This is a genomic window from Gordonia sp. NPDC003504, from assembly GCF_053587995.1.
On record NZ_JBSFPC010000016.1, the window covers coordinates 1 to 16605 of the forward strand.

Consider the following 16605-nt stretch of genomic DNA (forward strand, 5'->3'; position numbering starts at 1 on the left):
GTCGACCTACACGGTCACCAGCTACCGTGAGAACCCGGTCCCGGCATCCGCTGGAACCAACTAACCGAGCCTCCAGCAAACCCGGGGCGATTCACTTCTCCGACAGCGCGCTGTAGTTGATTCCCAGCAGGATCGCGCCGAGGAGGATCGCGGGCACGACCCAGACCCATCGGTTTACCGGGCGATCGTCCCTCATCACCGGCCGCCACCACCCGAGCGCTGCGATGACACCGTAGGTGAAGATGACGGAAAGCCCGAGCGGGATCAGCATGGTGAAGACCACCCCTCGGGTGGTCAGCATGTCGTCCTCGTCAGCCCAGCGGCCGATTAGCGTGCCGCTGACTTTGATGATCGCGAGATAGGCGACGACGATCACAGCGAAAGCCAGGTAGGTGAGGCGGCGGCCGGCAATTCCCCGTGCCGGAGCCCCGCGTTTCGGTGTATTCACTGCGCAAGAATAAACGCTTGACCTCGCCTCCTCTGGAGCGGTGAGGTTTGACGATTGCTCGCCGAGCCACATCGAGTGATCGGCACGGCCGGTCGCCAGGTTCTGGATCGACTGCCTTCACGCTCACGAGCAATGTCGAGGCCATCTCGTTGTTGGTCTCGCCCTCCGTCGCCAAAGTCACCCCGTCACCCTCCCGATCGGTTAACGCCGCCAGTGCGGTGACTCGTCGTGCTTGATGCGGTCGGGCGATGCGGCGGGACACTCGTCGTCGACCGCCGCAAGATAGAGCATGACCCCGGTCGGTGTTGAGCGTGGTGACGCGCTTTCCTGAACTGCCCGTGCGCCGAACGACGTCGGCCGCTGAGCCGCAAGGCCTCTGCATGGGACCCGGTGGACGGACTCATGGACTCATGTACTCAGTAGACATGCCGGGACGGCGGCCGCGAGCTCGGCACTCTCATGAGGTCGCGGTCGCCACAACCGCGGCGCGGAGCTTGTCGAGGCGCCGGCGGGTCCGGTCCACGCTCGCCTGCGGCGGCGAATCGGCGCCGTTGGCGGCCAGCGCGAGCTGGGTGATCTGGTCCACGATCTCCTCCAATTCGATTGCCAATGGCAGCATTTCCCGAGCCCGTGCGGGAACCGGTGGCGGCTCGGCAAAGGCCGCCAGGCATGCCGCCTTCGATCTGTGCGCCAGCCGGTAGGCGTCGTCGCGGTGGCGGACGAACGCGTCCCGCACAGCTCCCGGCCCGAGTACGTCATTGAGGTAGACGGTAGCCGCGTCGATTCCGTCGTCGATGCGAGCCTGCTGTGGGAGTCGTCGAGCACCCGGCCACAGAAGGTAACCGAAGATGACTGCGATGAGCGCTCCGACAGCGGTGTCGAGCACCCGGATCGCGGGCGCGACGATGTCCGCGCCGCCTATCGAGGACGCAAGGATCGCAGACACCGAGACGCCGATGACGTTGAGGCCGTACAGTTTGGGCGCGGTGAATACGGCGAAGGCCAGGCCTACCGAGGCAATTGCGGCCACCGCGAATCCGGTGTCCCACAGAGTCAGCACCGCCGCCGCGACGAGTGCCCCGCCGAGGGTGCCGACGACCCGGTTCACCGTTCGTACGACGATCGAGGCGTACTCCGGGCGCACGATCACCGCCACGGTGAGCGGCAGCCAGAACGAGTGGCGCGGATCGTGGGCGGCGAGGGTCACCGCCGTGGCCACACCCAGGCACAGGGCCATGCGGATCGCGTTGGTCATCGATTCCCGGGTCACCAACGGCCCCAACGTGATCCGACGGCGATCCTTGGCTGGCGACGGTTCTTGGCGATCCACGGTCAGGGCTTGGGTCATTGCCCGCAATCCCGGTGTCGTCGGAGGCCAATCGGTGACCACCTCCTGGGGCTGCCCGGCACGCAGTTGCTCGGCTGCCGTGTGGAGGGCGTCCGCGACCTCGACCGGGACGCGTCGCCGCTCCGCGTACAGTGCGGCCGTTGCGTAGGCGATGCCCTCCGTTGCCGGATCCCATCCGGCGTTTCGTGACTGCGCCGATGCTGCTGCCATGCGGGTGCGGGCGGCACGGGCGTCCCCCTGACCGATCGCCAGGCACACCTCGGCTGCCGCGTCGCGGACACCGGCTGCGGCACGGCGTTGGACCGCACCCCGACGAAAGGGCCAATCCGCGACGTGCACCAACCCGACAACCAGCACGCCGATCAGGTACCAGAGGGCTTGGACGCCGGGAGCCAGATGGGACCCGCCGAACTGTCCGAAGGCGACACCGATGCTGAGCATCATGCCGAACGCGGGCCCGGCGGGGCCTACCGCTCCGACGAGGCCCGACACCGCTCCGGCCAACGCGGCCAGCCCGATCATTGCCGTAGGGCCATCGACGAACCATCCACCGATGCCGATCCCGATCACCGCACCCGAGGCCTGCGCGAGGAGCCCGGTCAGCCGACCCCGATACGAGTCGCCGATCACGAACGCGACCGAACACGCCGCACCGAGATACGCAACACCCAGCTTGTCCCAGTCGCCGATGGCCCAACCGAGGAGCAGCAGCGTTCCACCCGCAACGAGGGCGCGCACGGCCCCGGACACTGCGAACGGAGCACCCGACGGCCGGAAGGCCGCGACCAATGCTGCGCTGACGGCCGACATATCCGGCAGATTAAGGCATGTCACCCGGCAGGAACAGTGCCCGCACGGCACGTCGGCGCGTGGCGGCACTCACCATAACTCGCACGCGGGCTCGACCCGATGAGTACGAGAAGCCGCCGGAAGGCGTCGACACCGCTGAGATCCGGCGATCAACCCGGCACGAGGTGGTCACCGTGATCGTCCGCCTTGCCCTCTCGGTGACCTGTTCGGACAACGACAGGCGTTGATGCCGGCGTAGCGATCGTCGGGGGCCGATCGGTGGTCGCCATGACGGCCGGTTCGCCGACCGATCTCATCGCGCCGCGAAACGTGCTTGGCGTGCGGCGTGCGCGCCTCGGTCTGATCGGTTCACCGCCCGCTCACCCGAAACCAACACCGCCGCCCCTACTTCGAGGCCAATCGAAACGGGGCGGCAGTGTTGTGTCAGCTCTGGCCAGATTCAACAGCGCGGACGTTCGGCAAGTAGTCCTCGATGTACTTGGCCACCACCTCCCGCGCCCATCGGAGCCAAGTGATTCGATCGTCATGCGAGAGCGCAAGACTCTCCCCGTGGCGACGCGCGGTAGCCAGCGCCGTGAGCGGGTCCATCTCAGCTTTTGACGTGCCTAGAGCAGCGTGCATCCTGCTCCACGATGGCGCGGTCTTATCGCCGTCTTCGAGGTGTACGAACTCATGGCGCAGACATTCGATTGCGCGGTAGCAATAGAAGGCGGTGTCAATCGAAAGCCGGAGAGCCATCCGCATGTCGGCAAGCGCGTGCCTCACGTTCGCGTTCTGGCCCACAGCTGCGAGGTACCTCCCGAGCAGTTCAGCTTCCACACGATCGCCCTCGACTCGGGCGAAGGCTGGCATCGTTGTGTTGCTACCCACGAACCCCTCTACGTCGGCTCTGCCCGTAGTCATCTCGATCTCTAGAGATGCAGCAAGGACAAATCCCAGAGAGAGTACGCCGCGAACCGACGCCTCGACTTCGTACCAGATGGGATTGAGCCAAACAGAGTCGTTCTCATTGCCACTGCCGATTTGGTAGTCATCCTCGAAGGTGACCCGGACGTTAAACGCGGACCGATTGAAGTACACCTCGACCTGTCGACTACCACTAGCCAACTTGATCGGGTGATCTAGCCGCCAGTTCCCTGCTTGCGGGTGGATGAGGCCAGTGAACACGATGTCGTGCTTGTGGCCCACGAGTCGACGACTCCCTTCACCACGACGGCTTCCGGGTCGATGTTGTGCAAATGTTGTGCAAGACAACGAAATATCGCTCTAACCTGGTGGTCCCGGCTGGGATCGAACCAGCGACCTCCCCGGTGTGAACGGGACGCTCTTCCACTGAGCCACGGGACCGTGTTCCGACGCTCTGGGGCGTCGGTGCACGAGCAGGAACAGTACACGCCCGTTGCCGGTTTACCCAAATCGCCTGACACCGACGACGACCAGCGACGCGTGGGCCGCCGACAGCAGCTGCGTTGTCCGCGACGTCCGTATCCAGAAACCCCTGGAACCCCATCATGCACACCCGCAACGGCGCCGACCCTGTGCCACAACTCCCCTGGACGCGACGCTGACCAGGCGATTTGGCATCGCCGTAACGTTCGGATAATGTTCTGTCCCGCATCGCGAGCACAATGGTCCACAAGATCGCTCGCGGGGCATGCGGATGTAGCGCAGCTGGTAGCGCATCACCTTGCCAAGGTGAGGGTCGCGGGTTCGAATCCCGTCATCCGCTCGGTGCGAGCAAGCTCGCCTCTGGTGGTGTGGCCGAGTGGTGAGGCAACGGCCTGCAAAGCCGTGCACACGGGTTCGATTCCCGTCGCCACCTCCAAGGGAGTCAATTTCCACGCCAATTTCATAGCCCGCGCGATTAGCTCAGTGGGAGAGCGCTTCCCTGACACGGAAGAGGTCACAAGTTCAATCCTTGTATCGCGCACCACGAGAACCCGCCGAACCGGCGGGTTTTTTCATTCCGAGGGCCCCACCGCGACGCCGTTGCCTGCGCATTTGGATTATCACCACGGCATCGAATATGGTTGCGCAGCACGTCGTAGCGGTTTCCGCGCGTGCCGTCATGCGGATGTAGCGCAGCTGGTAGCGCATCACCTTGCCAAGGTGAGGGTCGCGGGTTCGAATCCCGTCATCCGCTCGGTCAAAATTTCATATCCCGCGCGATTAGCTCAGTGGGAGAGCGCTTCCCTGACACGGAAGAGGTCACAAGTTCAATCCTTGTATCGCGCACGAGAGAAACCCACTCATCGCAGTGGGTTTCTTGCTGGGTCAGACGTGCCCCATCCGAGCGCGACCGACCCGAGAAGATCCCAGCCCACCCGCTACCCGAGATCAGTGATGACCATGGACCGCGCCGCCTTGCAGTACACCCTTGAATGGGTGACCACCCACGATGTTGCCGTCAGTGGAGCCGAGGTGATCACCGACCTGCTTCCCATCACCCGCCGCGTCGATGACATCCGCGCCCGCGACGAGGAACTCCGTGCCGCTGTTGCACGGATCGAATCCCGTCGCCTCGTCGGGGTCTGATCACCCGCCGACCTCCTCGCCGCACCGCACTGCGTCGGCCCGGCGGTCTCTGTCGACCGCTGCAGAAGGTCGCACGCAGAACGTGACACGAGAAGGTTGCATCCGTCGCGGCAATACGATTCGATGACCTACGACACGGGGTGCCGGCGTCCGGCCGGCTGAGAACACACCCGTCGAACCTGCTCCAGTTAGCACTGGCGAAGGGATGGTCTGAGAATGCCTGTGGCGTTGCCGTTTTCCCAACACGTCGTACTCGTCACCGGTGGAGCCCGCGGGCTCGGTGCCCACATCGTGCGGGCGGTCGCCGCTCAGGGAGCCCGCGTCGTCATCAACTACCGTCGCAGCGCCGATGCCGCGGCCGCACTCGCGGCAACGATCGGCACCAATGCCATCGCACTGCCCGCCGACGTCACTGACCGGGCGGCCGTAGCATCGCTGATCGAGAGCGCGGCAACCCATTTCGGCGATCCGATCACCGCGGTCGTCAACAATGCGCTGCCCGACTACTCGTTCAACGGCGACGCCCGATCCCACGCCGACGATCTGAGCGTCGACGAGCTCGACGTCCAATTCCGTGGTGTCGTCGGTGGCGCTCTCCACACGGTGCAGGCCGCACTCCCCGGGATGCGGGCAGCCGGCGGTGGCCGCATCATCAACATCGGCACCAACCTGGTCCAGAATCCCGTTGTCCCCTACCACGATTACACCGCAGCCAAAGCCGCGTTACTGGCGCTCACACGCACCCTGTCGGCCGATCTCGGCCCGGATGGCATCACGGTGAACATGGTCTCGGGCGGGCTGCTGCGCACCACCGACGCCAGTTCCGCCACGCCGCCCGAGGTGTTCGACGCCATCGCGGCCGCGACTCCGCTGCGGTCGGTGACCACGCCGGCCGAATTCGCCGACGCCGTCCTGTTCTTCCTCTCGCCGTGGTCGCGCGCGGTCACCGGGCAGAACCTGGTGGTCGACGGCGGACTGGTGAAGGACTGACGACACCGGGACGAGCCATGACATCCTCCGGGACCTGCCCCGGTGACCGCATCCAACCCGGTTACGACGCGCTCGCCGACGTGTACGCGACACGGTTTCCGACGGCATACGCGTCGCCGTTGGAACGGCACGCGATCAGCATGTTCATCGACGAGCTGCCCGAGTCGGGCGCGCACGTCGTCGATGTGGGTTGTGGGACAGGGCATGTCGCAAGCGATCTGAACGATCACGGCGTCGACGTCCGCGGCGTGGATCCTAGTGAGCAGATGCTGGCGCATGCACGCCGGGCATATCCACACCTTCGGTTCGATCTCGGCGACGCGTGGTTGGGCGACGTCGATCTCCACGCCACCGCCGGAATCATCTCCCGCTTCAGCCTGATTCATCTCCCGCCGGGCGATGTTCACGCGGTACTGGACGACTGGCATCGCCGGTTGCCCGCTGGTGCCATCCTCCTCGTCGCAATGCAGAGCAGTGACGAAGCCGGAGTGCACGAGTTCGACCATGCCGTCGCGCCTGCGTGGCGCTGGCATCCGGATGCGTTGACCGACAGCGCCGCTACCGCCGGCTTCACCGAGTCGTGGCGTCTTGTCAGCCGCCCCGACCTCGACAACCGCTTTCCGCACGTCCATCTCCTCCTCCGCCGAAGTCCTGCTCCGCCGAACCCCTCCCGCACCGACCGGTACACCGCGTCCCGAGCACGACGTCGGTAAGGTCACCGCATGAAGATCGAGGAGACGTTCTCCGACATCGCGGTGACCTTCGAGGCCATCGGTGCCGCGGCGATGATTCTCGGATTTGCCACGGCCGCGGTGCTCAGTGCCCGCTCGCTGCTGCGGCATGAAGGCGGCGCTGCCGCATTCTCCGTGCTGCGGACGACCTTGGGCGGTGCGATCCTGCTCGGCCTGGAGATCCTGGTCGCCGCCGACCTCATTCGGACCATCACTTCCAAACCGTCCCTCACCGATGCTGCGATCCTCGGGATGATCGTGCTGATCCGGACCATCTTGTCGATGTCCATCCAGATCGAGATCGAGGGAGTCCTTCCCTGGCGACGTGCGCTGCTCACCTCCGGCGGGCAGGTCGTCGGCGATGCCGTTGCCCGTGACGCACGCGCGGCCCGGGCCCACCGCGACGCCGACGAGTAGTGGTGATCGGCATCGATCGCGGCAATTCGGGACCAATGAATTCGGGACCAACGACGGTGTCCCTGTCGATCACTGGTGTCGTAACGTTGTATGCATGATCAACAATGTGAATGCCCCGGCCTGCGACAACCCCGACTGCACCTGCGGACCCAACTGCACGTGCGGAGAGAACTGCACCTGCGGCAAGAAGTAGCACGCCCATCCCCACTCCCCCTCGCGTGGCACGTCATGCGAGGGGTTATCTGTGCGAAGTGAGGCCCACATCATGACGGCACCCACCATCACGGTCGAGCGGGCTACGGACCCCGCGTCGGCCGTCGCCATTGCCGAGGTCGCCGCGGCCACCTTCCCGCTGGCATGTCCGCCCCACGCGCAACCCGACGACATCGCAGGTTTCATCCGGGCACATCTGTCCCCCGACAACTTCGCCGACTTCGTACGGTCCCCGGAATCCGACGTTTTCCTCGCGCGCACCGACGGCGGCGACCTCCTCGGCTACGCGCTCGTTCATCACCGGGATCCGTCGGATCCCGACGTCGCGGCCGCCGTCACGGCACGGCCCTGCTCGGAGATCTCGAAGATGTACGTGCTCCCCGACCACCACGGTCGCCTTCGCGCCGATCCCCCATCGCACCTGCTGATGCGTGCGGCAGTCGATCGGGCCCGACGCCGCGGCAGCGTGGTGGTCTGGCTCGGCGTCAATCAGGAAAACGTTCGGGCCCAACGTTTCTACGGCAAGTTCGGGTTCGCTCGGGCCGGTGTGAAGACCTTCGACCTGGGTGGCAGCATCGAACATGACTACGTGATGGCGTTGCCACTCGTCTGAGACACCACCGGCGCGGTGGGCGTCGCCATCGGCGGGACCACGTACCGCAATCCGGGGAGTCCACGCCGCGCGATCAGGTACTCGGCGACAACGAGATTCGGAATCCAGCACAGGAACGGCACCGGTGCGTACGCGCTGGCGAAGACGTCGCCGGCGCCCCCGGCCGCCTCGATCACGGCCATCAGCAGACTCTGCCAGAGCCGCAGGGTGACCGCGGCATAGGTCATCGCAAACCCCCGGATCATTCACGCCCGGTGGCGTGCGATGTCCCCGCGGCGGGCCCACAGCGTGCCACGTGCGGTGAACGTCAGCCACAGGAGCGCCAGCGATCCGAATCCGAAGAGCCCGGCAAGACCTGCCGCGCTGAACGCGGACACAACAAGTCCGGACACTCCGGCGGGAATGACCGCAAGAACGTACACCCGCCCGACCACGCGATGCAGCCACGCCCACCTCGACCGCACATACCTCGAGAACTGCAGCGGCCCGATGCCCAGTGCGATACCGGCGCTGAACATGTGGACGTAGAGAACCGTGACCACCCAATGAGGTTGCGTCGCGTAGTGCGCCGCCAGCCCGGTGTCGTTCGCCGCCACCTCGTGCATCCGCGACCCGATGTACGGCGCAGGCGCCATCACGGCGACCGCCACACAGGTCAACACGATCACCACATACCGCCCCCTGACGAATCTCGTAGCGGCCATGAGTGTCCCTCCGGGTCAGGGGAACTCGCCGTGACGAGTTCGCGGTGACATCGAGACTACGAATGCCGGGTCGGGACCGACACCGGGTAAACCCGCACATCCACCCCGGTTTCCGGGTGCCGGGTGGCCGGGGCGTCCCAATCGGTCCGATATTCGACGATGGGCCCGTAGACTTCAGCCATGCCGCCGTCAGACTCCCGTCAATCCGAACTGGCCGAACGTATTTCGTCAGGACTCGTCGCAGTTCTGGGAGAGGTGCACCATACCGGGAACGTCACCGTCACCGACCTGACGCGCCTGCCGGCCGGCGCGTCACGGCAGACGTGGGCCTTCGGCGCCACCATCGACGACGTGCCTTTGAACCTCATCCTCCGTCTCGATCTTCCTGGTGCGCTCGAGGATTCGTCACTCACCCGCGAAGCGACGCTGATGCGCGCCGCTTCGCAGGCCGGGGTGTCGTCGCCCGCAGTGGTCGCCGCGGGTGAGAACCACCCGGACATCGGTGGCGATTTCGTCGTGATGGATCGCGTCGACGGTGAATCGATCCCACGAAAGATCCTGCGCGATGAGCGTTTCGCGGCCGCACGAGACGCGCTGGGTGCGCAATTGGGGCTTGGTCTGGCCCGTCTGCACAGCATCGATCCCGACACGATTCCGGGGCTGCCGGACGACGACCCCCTCGAGTCCTGGCACCGTGAACTCGATGCCATCGACCGCCCGATGCCCACCTTCGAATACGCCCTGGCGTGGCTCAAAGATCACCGGCCGGCGCAGTCCGGACGTGCGCTGGTGCACGGCGATTTTCGGGTCGGCAACATCCTGGTTGACGATGACGGCCTGGCCGCCGTCCTCGACTGGGAGCTGGCGCACGTCGGCGATCCGCTGGAAGATCTGGGCTGGATGTGCGTGAAGGCGTGGCGATTCGGTGGCGCAGGTGTGGTCGGGGGGCTATGCGATCTCGACGAGTTCGTCGGCGCATACGAATCCGAGAGCGGAACGACCGTCGACCGCGACGCCGTGTTCTGGTGGCAGGTGTACGGCACCCTGCGGTGGGGACTGATCTGCGTGCATCAGGCGCAGCGGCACCTGACCGGCGCCACCCGGTCAGTGGAGTTGGCCGCCATCGGGCGCCGGGTCAGTGAGAACGAGTGGGAACTACTGAGTCTGCTCGGTGCGCGGGTCTGAGGTTTGCACTCCGCGTCGAACCCTCCTCAGCGCACACCGAATTCCCAGTTGCCGCCGTTGCGGTATTCCTTCAGGATGCGCCGCCCGACAGTCGAGATGTGCACCTCGTCGGGGCCGTCGTAGATCCGCGCCGATCGGGCGTTGCGGTACATCTTGCCGAGCGGGGTGTCATCGGTGAGCCCGGCAGCACCGTGCACCTGTACGGCGCGGTCGATCACGTTGTGCAGCATCCGCGCTCCGTAGACCTTGATGGCGCCGATCTCCACTCGCGCCTGATCGCCCGCGTCGATGCGTTCGGCCGCCTTGAGGGTCAGCAGACGCGCGGCCTGAATCTCGTTGTAGGACTCGAAAACGTGTTGCTGCATCAACTGCTTGTCGGCGAGTGGCTCACCGAATGCGGTGCGTCCGATCAGCCGGTTGCACATGAGATCGAACGCCCGTTGCGCCTGCCCGAGCCATCGCATGGCGTGGAAGATGCGCCCCGGTCCGAGTCGCTCCTGAGCAATGACGAATCCGTTACCCCGTTGTCCGAGAATGTTTTCCGCGGGCACTCGCACATCGTCGTAGGCCACCTCGAAGTGGTGCCCACCGAAGCCCAGAACCGGCGTGTCCCGAACGATCCGATAGCCGGGATTGTCGGTGGGCACGATGATCATCGAGAATGCACGGTGCGGTGGGGCGTCGGTTTCCGTCCGGCACATCACCGTCGTGTACGCAGCCTGTGCGGCGCCGGTGGTGAACCACTTGCGACCGGTGATGACCCACTCGTCACCGTCGAGGACAGCCGTGGTCTGCAGACCAGTCGGATCCGATCCGGCCACGTCCGGCTCTGTCATCCCGAAACTCGGCGAGATCTCGCCCCGCACAAGCGTTTCCAGGTACATGTCGCGCCAGCGCGGGGATGCGTGACGATGCAGCATGATCGAGTCCTGCAGCGTCCAGGTGCCCAGGGCGAGTTGCCCGTATTCGCTGCGACCCTGCACCTCGTTGACGTAGACGTAATCCAGGAACGGCAGTCCCCCACCACCGATCTCGGTGGGATGACCCAGTGCCCAGAGGTCGCGGCGTTTGGCCTCGGCGCGCAGCTCCGCCATGATCTTGTCGGCATCCGGACCGCCCGCATCGAGTTCGGGTTCGGCCGGTTCGACCAGTTCGACAAGGAACTCGTACACGCGATCACGCAGCGGCCGGACGTGCTCGGGCACCTCGAAGGTCATCTGTTGTCCCCGTTCACTTTTTTTCGATCAGCGTGGGATTGTCCACGCGGAGTTTGGCTTCCACCGAGGCGGTCAGAAGTGCGTGGACACGGTCGTCGCCGGCCAACGTGCCGTCGCGGATGCCGTCGACGAGTTCGACGGCATCGGTGTCACCCAGTCCGGCGAGCGCGGCATGGAAGTCGTCGACGGCTGCGGGATCGGCGGCGAGCTGGCGCTCCACGATGGCCAGGACGTTGGCCGCCACTCGTGCGTGGAATCGGGTGGACCCTGCGGTCTCGGCCATCACCGCACCGGCCAGGAACTCACGTACCGCGCCCACCAGCTCGATCACCGTGGGTCGGTCGTAGAAGTCGTCGGCTGCTGCCAGATCACGTCCCGAGGAACCAAAGTCACTGACATCCAACGTCTTCGGCTCCATCCCCGGGTGTCATGCACAACCTGGTGGCCAATGCTAGTCAGGTCGCAGGGGTGTGGTCAATGACACATGGAACACAATCGGAAATCTGTGCCTAACCTGCGGCGGGCTACTCCGGAGCCTGCCCGGAGTCCCACTCACCGACACGTGTGTACTCCAGGGTGATCCGGATTCGGTACATCCCGTCATCGACGACGTTCTGCACTCGGGTCAACGTGCCGTCGGGACCGAGGATGAGTTCTTCGACGATGTCGGGGTACGACTGCCGCCCGACCGCTCCCCACGCCTGGTCGTCCCACGCCGATCGCATGAAGTCACGTCGTTCACGGCTGACCAGGTGCCCGGGCGAACATGCTCCCCAGGGAGTGGTCATTACCGTCGTCGTAGAACCGGATCGACGATTCGATGCGACCGTCGGTGAGCTCGTAGAACGATCCGTCGGGACGAATGGTCAGTTCGATCCGTAGGCCGACCTCGACCGGTCCCAATGCGTTCCGCGTCGTCGCCGACGGGTCCGGCCGACCATCCAACCAGGCCTCGTCGTCGGCGGTCTCGTCGAAGTCGACCTCGGTCTCCTGCACCCGCACCAACCGCCAGCGGCCTGCGAGGTTCTGTGTGAACACGCCGGCGCGCACAGGCGGACGCGGTCGTCTGACCCGCAGGAGATCGGTCCGGACGCGGACCCGAGTCGCGGAATCGTCACCCTCGGCGACGATGGCGAGGTCGCCGGTCACCCGCGGAGCATCGTCGGCGGCGAAGTATCGCTGCTCATCGCCGGTTGTGGTACCTGACGGCAAGACGACCACCGCTCCCCGCTCGTCGCGCGCGACACCCTCGATCCGGACCAGGGTGCCCGTTAGCTGCCGATCCTCCGGCAGCACCGCACGCCAGTCGGACCTGTCCGCCTCCGGGATCGAATCGCCTTCGGCCGCAGCCCCATCGACACGCTCACCGAAGAGCTTCCCGATCTCGGCGCGATCCACCGACAGGGTCGCCTCGTTCCAGAACGAGGCTTCCGGACCGGTCGACGTGTACGCATGAATTCCGCCCGTCGCACGGTCGGCCGCGATGATCACCGTCATCCGGTCGGTAGTCATGATCGAGGCACCGATCGCCTCGGCGATCTCCAGGGTCACCGGCGGTTCGGAGTGGCGCGGTCCATGCCAACCGCTACGGCCTACGCCGGTTCGGATGCGCGCATGCATGCCGACCGATGAGCCCCCGCGCACATTCACGACGAACACCGCCCGATCCCACTCTGGTACGGGACCGAGCTTCGCCAGGGCCTTCTCCACAGATCCGTACTGGCGGATGTCCATCCGGTTCACACCCCACGGCGCGAAGATCGCATCGGATAACGCCGCCGAATCCGCTTCGGACAGTTCGTATTCTTTCACTGCACGCGCCCCTCGTCAGATCGGTTCCGGCGGGACCCACGGTAGCGGTGCCGGCCCGGATGCAGGCGAACCGTCGCCTCAGACAGACGATTCGGCGAACCTCGACAATGCCAGCAGTCGCGACGTCGCGCGCAGGTACTTCTTGCGGTAACCGCCGTGCAGCATCTCCTCGGTGAAGATCTCGTCGAGTTTGCTGCCGGACACGGTGACCGGGATGTTGGCGTCGTAGAGGCGGTCGGCGAGAACGACGATCCGCAGTGCCACCGACTGATCCGACGCCGGATGCACGTCGGAGATGCAGACCAGCGAGACGCCCTCGACGAGATCCTTGTACTTCGACGGGTGCAGCTTGGCCAAATGGGCGCAGAGCTCATCGAAGTCGTCGAGCGTCGCATTGGGCGTCGACGTGGCGAGCTCGGTCAGCTCGGCGTCGGTCTTGGGCTCCGGGGCCGGCGGCAGGTCGCGGTGCCGGTAGTCGGGACCGTCGACGCGGATGGTCTCGAAGATGGCGGAGAGCTTCTTGATCTCGCGGAGGAAGTCCTGCGCGGCGAACCGACCCTCGCCGAGCTGTCCGGGCAGGGTGTTCGAGGTGGCGGCGATGGACACGCCCTTGGCGGTGAGCTCGGTGAGTAGCCGCGACACGATCATGGTGTCGCCCGGATCGTCGAGTTCGAACTCGTCGATGCAGAGCACGCTCTGCTCGGAGAGGCGTTCAACGGCGTTCATGAAGCCCAACGCGCCGACGAGGTGGGTCAGTTCGACGAAGGTGGCGAACGATTTCGGTGCGGGCATCGCGTGGTAGATCGACGCGAGCAGGTGGGTCTTGCCGACGCCGAACCCGCCGTCGAGGTACAGGCCGATTCCCTGCGGGTCCTTCTTCCGGGAGAACAATCCCTTCTTGCCGCCCCGTGCCGAACGTGCCCGCTCGACGAAGGCGCGGGCCTTGGCGACCGCCTGCGCCTGGGACGGCTCGTTGGGATCGGGGATGTAGCTGTCAAAGCTCACGTCGTCGAATGTGGACGGCGGGACCATCTCCTCGATCAACTGCTCGGGAGGGACCACCGGGTTCCGGTCGGACAGACGTGCCACCATGGACCGCAAGCCTAGTCAGTGCCGACCACGAGGAATAATGCTCTATCAGCATAAAGCGACCCAGGTCACATCCGATGAGCTCGACGACGCCGCCCGATTGCGCGTTCTGAGCAATTACTATCCCTACCCCGACGACCTCACCCGCCCGGTGGTCCGCGCGAACATGGTCGCCTCGGTCGACGGGGCGTCGTCGGTCGACGGCAAGTCCGGAGGGTTGGGGTCCGACACCGACCGCGCGATCTTCCGGACCCTGCGCGGCCTGGCGGATGTCGTGGTGGTCGGGGCCGGCACCGCGACCGCCGAGAGCTATCACCAGCCCGAAGCCGACGAGGCCTTCGCGGCGGCACGCAGCGACCTCGGCCAATCGCCGGCACCGGAATTGGTGCTGATCAGCAACTCGCTGTCGATCCAGCCCGACTACCCACCGCTGTCCCACCCGGCGACCACCGTCCTGACCTGTGCGGACTCACCGGCCGACCGCCGCCGGGCCTTGATGGACGCCGGCGCGACCATCGTCGACTGCGGAACCGAGAAGGTCGAGTTCGGCCGCGTCCTCGACCATCTCGCCGAGCGGGGCCTGCTCCGGGTCCTCTGCGAAGGCGGTCCGGGCCTGCTCGGGTCGATCATCGCCGACGACCTCCTCGACGAACTGTGCCTCACCATCAGCCCGACCCTCGCCGCCGGCGACGCCGCACGCATCGCGCACGGACCCGCGCCCGTCGACACGCCGCCGACGATGCGTCCACACCACATCCTCGGCGACGACGACGGCTTCCTCTACACCCGCTGGACGCGCGCGAACTGATCGGTGACCAAGCAGGTGTGCGGAGATGACTAGGCTCGCCGTCATGGGTTCAGGTGGCGACGCACATTCACGACCGGCCTCGTCACCCCGGCGAGCCGAGATGGGCCGGCGCGCGATGTGGCGTCGAGCGCGCCGGCAGCTGATGGCGGCGACGGTCGTCGTTCTCGGCGTCGCCGGTTGCGCCGTCGGCCCCAACCCGGGACCGGATCTCGTTCCGGGTGGCGGAGAAGGTGGCGCCGCGCCGGCCACCTCGAGTGCACCTCCGCCCGTCCCCACCCTGCAGAAGCCGGCGAAGGAACTCTCGTGGTCGGGGTGCGGACCCGCGATCGCCGACGCCTACGCGGTGACCGTGCAGTCGGGTGTGACGGTCGACTGCGCGAAGTACACCTCGCCCATCGACCCCGACCAGTCCAATTCGGGACTCACCGTCGCCGCCACTCGCATCACCACCGACGCCACCCCCGCCGACGCCGCACCGCTCGTCCTGACGTCCGGCGTCGACATGCCGTCGTCGCGGGCGTTGATGCTGCTCGCATCCGGTCCGGGACGTTCGCTCGTCGACAAGCATCCGATCGTCGCGATCGATCGCCGCGGGATTCCCCGCAGCACCGCGTTGGACTGCCTGACCCGCACCGAACGCGACACCATGGCCGACAACGGTCTCACCCCGGGCGCCACCACCGACCGGCGCATCGCCGCGCTGGCCACCGCCGCCTCGTCGGCGTCCGACGGCTGTACCGAGACCCTGTCCCCCGACCAACTGGCCTTCGGCGTCGCCGGCGCCGCCTCCGACCTGGAGACCCTGCGCAAGGCCTGGGATGTCCCCCAGCTCGGTCTCATCGGGCTCGGCGAGGGGTCCGATGTGGTGATCGCCTACACCTCCCTGTACGGCGGCCGTACCGGCCGGATGATCCTCGACACCCCCGTTCCGTTCGGCGCCAACGCCCGCGACACCGGCGCCGCGCAGGCCACCGGTGTCCAGGCCGCCCTCACCACGTTCGCGCAACGGTGCGCAGCGCTCGGGTCGGCCTGCGCGCTCGGGTCCGACGGCGCGGACACCATCGCCTCGGTCCTGGCGAAGGGACGCACCGGCGACCTCGGCGGGCTGTCCGACACCCAGGCGCTCGCCGCGATCACCACCGGGATCGCGCTGGCACCCGGCACCGCCGACGGGATCGGCGGCGTCGCCACCGCCATCTCCGCAGCCAACCGTGGTGACGTCGGCGCACTTCGTGATCTGGCCACGCGGTCGGAGGCACTGCGTCTGACCGATGGACAGATCGTCGCCGAATGCAACGACGTCAGCGGCCCCGTCAGCCAGAACGAGATCAACGGCCTCATCACGACCTGGACCAAACAGAATCCGCTGACCGGCACCGACACCGCGCTGTCGCTGATGCGGTGCAACGGCTGGGCACCGGCCGAGGCGGTCAACCCGCCCAACAGCTTCCCGGTGGTGCCGCTGATCCTCGACAACCCCGGAGACCCGATCAACGGCGGCACCGGCGCCGCGGCACTCGACCCTGTCTTCGCCCGAGCCCAGGCCCAGCCGGTGACCGTCAGCTGGGCCGGGTTGGGGTATTCGGCGGTGTCGCGCAGCAGCTGCGTCGCCGACCTCGTCGCCGAGTATGTCGAGAAGTACCCGCTCACCGGTCCCGCCGACCGTGGGTGCCCCAGCTGACTGC

At 66.3% G+C, this 16605-nt stretch carries 18 protein-coding genes, 6 tRNA genes and 1 riboswitch; of the genes, 13 read left to right on the forward strand and 11 right to left on the reverse strand.

Translation table 11 applies throughout. From position 1 onward, the window contains the following. Positions 1-91: 91 nt before the first annotated feature. The 4 genes from ACWDPV_RS21565 to ACWDPV_RS21580 form a co-directional block, all read right to left on the reverse strand. Positions 92-448, reverse strand: a complete 357-nt coding sequence (locus tag ACWDPV_RS21565) for a hypothetical protein (RefSeq protein WP_449744603.1) — start codon at positions 446-448, stop codon at positions 92-94. Between the two features lie 457 nt (positions 449-905). Next, a complete protein-coding gene (locus ACWDPV_RS21570) occupies positions 906-2606 on the reverse strand; it encodes an FUSC family protein (RefSeq protein WP_449744604.1) in 1701 nt (566 codons plus the stop codon). A 423-nt stretch (positions 2607-3029) separates the two neighbouring features. Further along, positions 3030-3794, reverse strand: a complete 765-nt coding sequence (locus ACWDPV_RS21575; protein ID WP_449744605.1) for a hypothetical protein — start codon at positions 3792-3794, stop codon at positions 3030-3032. A gap of 84 nt (positions 3795-3878) precedes the next feature. Further along, positions 3879-3953, reverse strand: a tRNA-Val gene (locus ACWDPV_RS21580). A 309-nt stretch (positions 3954-4262) separates the two neighbouring features. Between ACWDPV_RS21580 and ACWDPV_RS21585 the strand changes: the two genes are divergently transcribed. From ACWDPV_RS21585 to ACWDPV_RS21630, 10 genes are all read left to right on the forward strand, one after another. After that, a tRNA-Gly gene (locus tag ACWDPV_RS21585) sits at positions 4263-4335 on the forward strand. 22 nt (positions 4336-4357) lie between these two features. Beyond that, positions 4358-4431, forward strand: a tRNA-Cys gene (locus ACWDPV_RS21590). 33 nt (positions 4432-4464) lie between these two features. Next, positions 4465-4539 (forward strand) — tRNA-Val (locus ACWDPV_RS21595). A 137-nt stretch (positions 4540-4676) separates the two neighbouring features. Further along, positions 4677-4749, forward strand: a tRNA-Gly gene (locus tag ACWDPV_RS21600). Positions 4750-4769: 20 nt separating this feature from the next. Continuing rightward, positions 4770-4841 (forward strand) — tRNA-Val (locus ACWDPV_RS21605). A 150-nt stretch (positions 4842-4991) separates the two neighbouring features. Continuing rightward, positions 4992-5141, forward strand: coding sequence for a hypothetical protein (locus tag ACWDPV_RS21610; RefSeq protein ID WP_449744606.1), 150 nt, complete (start codon positions 4992-4994; stop codon positions 5139-5141). Positions 5142-5267: 126 nt separating this feature from the next. Then, positions 5268-5364, forward strand: a riboswitch (TPP riboswitch). After that, a complete protein-coding gene (locus ACWDPV_RS21615; protein ID WP_449744607.1) occupies positions 5358-6131 on the forward strand; it encodes a 3-oxoacyl-ACP reductase in 774 nt (257 codons plus the stop codon). (Overlaps the previous riboswitch by 7 nt.) A gap of 17 nt (positions 6132-6148) precedes the next feature. After that, a complete protein-coding gene (locus tag ACWDPV_RS21620) occupies positions 6149-6844 on the forward strand; it encodes a class I SAM-dependent DNA methyltransferase (protein WP_449744608.1) in 696 nt (231 codons plus the stop codon). Between the two features lie 9 nt (positions 6845-6853). Continuing rightward, entirely contained in the window at positions 6854-7279 is a 426-nt protein-coding gene (locus ACWDPV_RS21625) for a DUF1622 domain-containing protein (protein WP_449744609.1), read from the forward strand. Between the two features lie 265 nt (positions 7280-7544). Further along, entirely contained in the window at positions 7545-8105 is a 561-nt protein-coding gene (locus tag ACWDPV_RS21630; protein ID WP_449744610.1) for a GNAT family N-acetyltransferase, read from the forward strand. Here ACWDPV_RS21630 and ACWDPV_RS21635 read toward each other — a convergent pair. Both ACWDPV_RS21635 and ACWDPV_RS21640 read right to left on the reverse strand, forming a co-directional pair. Then, positions 8078-8332: a hypothetical protein gene (locus tag ACWDPV_RS21635; RefSeq protein WP_449744611.1), complete on the reverse strand. Its 255-nt coding sequence runs from the start codon at positions 8330-8332 to the stop codon at positions 8078-8080. The genes ACWDPV_RS21630 and ACWDPV_RS21635 overlap by 28 nt on opposite strands. 18 nt (positions 8333-8350) lie before the next feature. Continuing rightward, positions 8351-8809, reverse strand: a complete 459-nt coding sequence (locus ACWDPV_RS21640; RefSeq protein ID WP_449744612.1) for a DUF2306 domain-containing protein — start codon at positions 8807-8809, stop codon at positions 8351-8353. A gap of 180 nt (positions 8810-8989) precedes the next feature. Between ACWDPV_RS21640 and ACWDPV_RS21645 the strand changes: the two genes are divergently transcribed. Further along, positions 8990-9994 (forward strand): phosphotransferase family protein, encoded by a 1005-nt coding sequence (locus ACWDPV_RS21645; protein ID WP_449744613.1) that lies wholly within the window; start codon positions 8990-8992, stop codon positions 9992-9994. Between the two features lie 26 nt (positions 9995-10020). Here the strand turns inward: ACWDPV_RS21645 and ACWDPV_RS21650 are convergent, their stop codons facing one another. The 5 genes from ACWDPV_RS21650 to zapE form a co-directional block, all read right to left on the reverse strand. Further along, entirely contained in the window at positions 10021-11211 is a 1191-nt protein-coding gene (locus ACWDPV_RS21650) for an acyl-CoA dehydrogenase family protein (protein WP_449744614.1), read from the reverse strand. 13 nt (positions 11212-11224) lie between these two features. Further along, positions 11225-11629 carry a DUF6285 domain-containing protein gene (locus ACWDPV_RS21655; RefSeq protein ID WP_449744615.1) on the reverse strand — a complete coding sequence of 135 codons (405 nt, stop codon included), beginning with the start codon at positions 11627-11629 and terminating at the stop codon, positions 11225-11227. Between the two features lie 106 nt (positions 11630-11735). Beyond that, entirely contained in the window at positions 11736-11936 is a 201-nt protein-coding gene (locus tag ACWDPV_RS21660) for a hypothetical protein (protein WP_449744616.1), read from the reverse strand. A gap of 13 nt (positions 11937-11949) precedes the next feature. Beyond that, positions 11950-13023: a hypothetical protein gene (locus ACWDPV_RS21665; protein ID WP_449744617.1), complete on the reverse strand. Its 1074-nt coding sequence runs from the start codon at positions 13021-13023 to the stop codon at positions 11950-11952. A 78-nt stretch (positions 13024-13101) separates the two neighbouring features. Then, positions 13102-14115 carry a cell division protein ZapE gene (gene zapE / locus ACWDPV_RS21670; RefSeq protein ID WP_449744618.1) on the reverse strand — a complete coding sequence of 338 codons (1014 nt, stop codon included), beginning with the start codon at positions 14113-14115 and terminating at the stop codon, positions 13102-13104. A gap of 37 nt (positions 14116-14152) precedes the next feature. On the opposite strand from zapE, the gene ACWDPV_RS21675 reads away from it, so the two are divergent. Then, entirely contained in the window at positions 14153-14920 is a 768-nt protein-coding gene (locus ACWDPV_RS21675) for a pyrimidine reductase family protein (protein ID WP_449744619.1), read from the forward strand. 115 nt (positions 14921-15035) lie between these two features. After that, entirely contained in the window at positions 15036-16601 is a 1566-nt protein-coding gene (locus ACWDPV_RS21680; RefSeq protein ID WP_449744669.1) for an alpha/beta hydrolase, read from the forward strand. Positions 16602-16605: the final 4 nt, after the last annotated feature.

Bases quoted from the DNA above. Each gene is read 5' to 3' on its own strand.
- ACWDPV_RS21675 (WP_449744619.1), top strand. From the start codon at position 14,153: ATGCTCTATCAGCATAAAGCGACCCAGGTCACATCCGATGAGCTCGAC.
- zapE (WP_449744618.1), bottom strand. From the start codon at position 14,115: ATGGTGGCACGTCTGTCCGACCGGAACCCGGTGGTCCCTCCCGAGCAG.
- ACWDPV_RS21655 (WP_449744615.1), bottom strand. From the start codon at position 11,629: ATGGAGCCGAAGACGTTGGATGTCAGTGACTTTGGTTCCTCGGGACGT.
- ACWDPV_RS21645 (WP_449744613.1), top strand. From the start codon at position 8,990: ATGCCGCCGTCAGACTCCCGTCAATCCGAACTGGCCGAACGTATTTCG.
- ACWDPV_RS21630 (WP_449744610.1), top strand. From the start codon at position 7,545: ATGACGGCACCCACCATCACGGTCGAGCGGGCTACGGACCCCGCGTCG.
- ACWDPV_RS21570 (WP_449744604.1), bottom strand. From the start codon at position 2,606: ATGTCGGCCGTCAGCGCAGCATTGGTCGCGGCCTTCCGGCCGTCGGGT.
- ACWDPV_RS21650 (WP_449744614.1), bottom strand. From the start codon at position 11,211: ATGACCTTCGAGGTGCCCGAGCACGTCCGGCCGCTGCGTGATCGCGTG.
- ACWDPV_RS21620 (WP_449744608.1), top strand. From the start codon at position 6,149: ATGACATCCTCCGGGACCTGCCCCGGTGACCGCATCCAACCCGGTTAC.
- ACWDPV_RS21625 (WP_449744609.1), top strand. From the start codon at position 6,854: ATGAAGATCGAGGAGACGTTCTCCGACATCGCGGTGACCTTCGAGGCC.
- ACWDPV_RS21640 (WP_449744612.1), bottom strand. From the start codon at position 8,809: ATGGCCGCTACGAGATTCGTCAGGGGGCGGTATGTGGTGATCGTGTTG.
- ACWDPV_RS21680 (WP_449744669.1), top strand. From the start codon at position 15,036: ATGTGGCGTCGAGCGCGCCGGCAGCTGATGGCGGCGACGGTCGTCGTT.
- ACWDPV_RS21615 (WP_449744607.1), top strand. From the start codon at position 5,358: ATGCCTGTGGCGTTGCCGTTTTCCCAACACGTCGTACTCGTCACCGGT.
- ACWDPV_RS21635 (WP_449744611.1), bottom strand. From the start codon at position 8,332: ATGACCTATGCCGCGGTCACCCTGCGGCTCTGGCAGAGTCTGCTGATG.
- ACWDPV_RS21660 (WP_449744616.1), bottom strand. From the start codon at position 11,936: ATGCGATCGGCGTGGGACGACCAGGCGTGGGGAGCGGTCGGGCGGCAG.